At 68.3% G+C, this 3,367-nt stretch carries 4 protein-coding genes; 1 reads left to right on the forward strand and 3 read right to left on the reverse strand.

Annotated features, from left to right (window positions below):
• Positions 1-490 precede the first annotated feature (490 nt).
• Positions 491-1,138, reverse strand: a complete 648-nt coding sequence (locus VIR15_RS04240) for a GNAT family N-acetyltransferase (RefSeq protein ID WP_331926227.1) — start codon at positions 1,136-1,138, stop codon at positions 491-493.
• A gap of 151 nt (positions 1,139-1,289) precedes the next feature.
• Here VIR15_RS04240 and VIR15_RS04245 point away from each other — a divergent pair, with 151 nt between their 5' ends.
• Positions 1,290-1,685, forward strand: coding sequence for a VOC family protein (locus VIR15_RS04245; RefSeq protein WP_331926228.1), 396 nt, complete (start codon positions 1,290-1,292; stop codon positions 1,683-1,685).
• Positions 1,686-1,793: 108 nt separating this feature from the next.
• On the opposite strand, the gene VIR15_RS04250 is transcribed toward VIR15_RS04245, so the two are convergent.
• Positions 1,794-3,017, reverse strand: coding sequence for an RNA polymerase sigma factor (locus tag VIR15_RS04250; protein ID WP_331926229.1), 1,224 nt, complete (start codon positions 3,015-3,017; stop codon positions 1,794-1,796).
• Between the two features lie 8 nt (positions 3,018-3,025).
• A partial coding sequence (locus VIR15_RS04255) for a YciI family protein (RefSeq protein WP_331926230.1) occupies positions 3,026-3,367 on the reverse strand: 342 nt, incomplete at its 5' end.

The following is a 3,367-nucleotide window of genomic DNA, read 5'->3' on the forward strand; positions in this document are numbered from 1 at the left end:
AACCGCGTCGGTCGCGGAAGGCCGCCTCAGGTGACGCCCAGGGGTGCAACAAGGAATACGTCGAGAACTGTCCGCTGACCAACCGGGTCGCGTAGTCGACCAGCTCCCATCCGGTGAGGTTGGCCGCACGACATTCTGCAATGGCTTCGGCCACGCCACCGTCGGCCACACCCCATACTCTCAGCCCGCTGCCTGGCACGGTCCGCCGTCGGGGACGCTCGGCGCGGTGGGCGCGCGTCGTACAGTCGAGCGGGGGTCTGACTGCCCGCCCGGTCAACGGGTGACCGCCGTCGACATCGGCTCTCCGGCGCACTCCTGCACCGTCGCACGTGGGCCGCATTCGGCGAGCCTGCCAACTCCACCAATCTCGCCGAGGTGCTTGCGCAGGCGAAACCGTGGCCGGATGGGATCGCGCTCGACGCGACCCTGCAAACCGTGGCGTTGCCCCTGCGCGACCGGACCAGCTGGACCAGAGCGAGCGCAGTCGATATCAGGCTGTCCGCGAAAGGAACTCGCGGCAGGCCGCTTCACCACGCAGTTCAATGTCGTCTCGACGCCGTTGAAGCCACGACTCTCGGGTGAGACGCCAGCGCTGCAGGAGCGCCGGTTCGCCCTGGCGGGTGTCCCAGTCAGTGCCGTTCTCGCGATATCCCAATGACTTCGACACCGCATTGGAACCGGCATTGTCAAGGAATGCGTCGCTGCTCGCCTCCCGTGCCCCCAGCCCGTCAAAGGCCAGATGGAGGACGGCCTCGCGCATCTCTCTTCCCACGCCCCTGCCTCTGGCGTCCGCGGACAGCCACGAGAACGTCGTCACCGTGCCGAGGGTGGAGAACCGGTCGCCGATGAGGTCCTGCATCCCGACTGGTTCACCGTCGACGATCACGGCGAAGTAGAGGCGCCAGAAGTCCGGCTCGACCCTGCCGCGACCGCGCCAGATGCCCTGCAGCCATCGCTGCTCCCGCAGCTCAGGGTCGCTCTCATACAGCGACATCGGGTCGTCGTAGGGCAGTGGGTGCGCTGCTGCCCTGCCGTCCCTTACCAAGGTGCCCAGTTGCTCGAGAAGGTCGTCGGTCGCGGCCCGCAGTTCGAGTCGTGGTGTGGTCACCTGCACACCGAAGGCGGGGTAGCTGATCACGGCTCGACCGTACGGGACACCGCACCGGCACGCACCCGAGATTCACGCCACCTCGCGCGGGGGCGCACCCGCTCACTTCCCTGCTGTCGGGGGGTGGCACGAGGATGGAGCCGAAGTCCCGCGACTGGCGGGCCCTGATCGAGGAGTGCACATGAACCGTCCGATCCACTTCGAGATCCACGTCGACGACATCGCGCGCGCCCGCGCGTTCTACGAGTCCGCTTTCGGGTGGACGTTCGAGGACTGGAGCGACTTCGTCGGTTCGCCGTATCTCGGCGCCACGACCGGAGAGGAGGGCACGCCGGGCATCAACGGCGCACTCATGCAGCGGACGGCGCCGGGCGGCGGCCCGGGCGCCGCCACGAACGGGGCGGTGCTAACACTCGGCGTCGACGACTACGACGCCGCGGAGAAGAAGATCCTCGATGCCGGCGGCCAGCTGGCACAGGAGAAGCACGCACTGACCGGCATGGCGTGGCAGGGCTACTACCTCGACACCGAGGGCAACATCCTGGGGATCCACCAGCCCGACGAGAACGCCAAGTAGGCGGTGCCTACCTGCGGTCATGCGGGTGCCTCCCAGCCCAGCCACAGACCAACGGGAGTATGCCGCTGAGCTGGCTCAGCGGCATACGGCTGGATTTGCTCGTGGTTACTACCGCGCGAGGCGGCGTAGTCGGTCTCGGAGGTACTGCTGCTCGGCGACATTGACGGTTGCCGCGATCGCCTGCCGGTAGGCCGAGATCGCCTCGTCAGGGCGATCGGAGCGTTCGAGCAGGTGTGCCCGGACCGAGGCGAGTCGGGGCAGATGCGGATGTTCCTGCGCCAGTGCTGCAAGTGCGCTCAGAGCGTCGGCAGGGCCTGTGACCACGGACTGGGCGACGATCCGGTTGAGCGTGATCGTCGGGTTCCGTCCGCCAGTCTGGTGCTCCAGCACCGTGTAGAGGGCATGGATCTCGCTCCAGTCGGTCGCCTCCGTGTCGGGCGCTGCGGCGTGCAGCCCAGCGATGCAAGCCTGCAGAAGGTAGGGACCGGGCCGGGCCCCCGGCGTCACGTCGTCAAGGAGGGCGAGGCCCTCGTCGATGAAGGGTCGATGCCACCTTTGTCGGTCTTGTTCGTCGAGCGGGATCAGCTGTCCCCGCGGGCCGATCCGGGCTGGATGGCGGGCCTCGGTCAGCAGCATGAGCGCGAGGAGCCCGGCCACCTCGGTGGAGTCGGGCACTGCCTGCCGGAGCAGGCGGGCGAGGTGGATGGCCTCTGCGGCCAGATCGGTATCCTGCGCCGGCGCGCCGCTCGTCGTGTGGTGGGCCTCGGTGAACATGACATAGAGCACGTCGAGCACGGACGCCAGGCGCTCGACTGCGTCATGCGGTTTGGGGAAGACGCGGTCCAGCTCCGTCAGCCGCCGCTTGGCCCGGGTGATCCGCTGGGCAATCGTCGCCTCGGGCAGCTGGTAGGCGTTCGCGATCTGGCGCGTCGTCAGTCCGGCGACCGCGCGAAGCGTCAACGCGACCTGAGCGGATCGGGGCAGGCGTGGGTGACAGCACAGCTGCAGGACGAGCAGGGCGTCGTCATCGTGGATCGAGTCGCTGTCGGGCGTGTCATGGACCAGCGGGGCTTCGAGCCTCGTGGACCGCGTCTCACGCTCGCGCCGGCGGGCATCGGCTCGGACTCGGTCGACGTATCGACGGCGGGCCACGGTCGCCAACCAGGCCTGCGGGTCGTCAGGCAGCTGGCCCTGCCACTGCCGGTGTGCATCGACGAGTGCGTCCTGCACGGCGTCCTCGCACAGCTCGAACTGGTCGTTGCCGTAGCTGCGGAGCAGGCGGGCGAGGGTGCGCGGCGCGAGTTCTCGCCACGCACTCTCACTCTCGCGCATCGGACTGCTCAATCGTTCCCGAGGTCCGCGAAGACGACGGGACGGACCTCCAGAGCCAGTCCCGGGATGCGGGCATCGGGGATCTGCTTCGCCAGCTCGATGGCGCGGGCCTCGTCCTCGACATCGACGAGGTAGAAGCCGCCGAGGAACTCCTTGGCCTCGACGAACGGCCCGTCGGTCACCTCCGGCTCGACGCCGTTGCTGCGCACGACCTTCGATCTGCTGGGGTCTCCGAGTGCTTGCGTGCTGATGAACTCCCCGCTCTCCTTGGTCTTGGCCATGAAGGCGGCGTGTCCCTCCCCGATGGCCTGTTGCTGCTCGTCGGTGAGGTGTTCCAGAACGGTCGGGTC

This window comes from Intrasporangium sp., assembly GCF_036566125.1.
Taxonomy (GTDB): domain Bacteria; phylum Actinomycetota; class Actinomycetes; order Actinomycetales; family Dermatophilaceae; genus Intrasporangium.

What these genes read in the sequence shown, in the direction of transcription:
- VIR15_RS04250 (WP_331926229.1), bottom strand. Translation starts at nt 3,017, where the DNA reads ATGCGCGAGAGTGAGAGTGCGTGGCGAGAACTCGCGCCGCGCACCCTC.
- VIR15_RS04245 (WP_331926228.1), top strand. Translation starts at nt 1,290, where the DNA reads ATGAACCGTCCGATCCACTTCGAGATCCACGTCGACGACATCGCGCGC.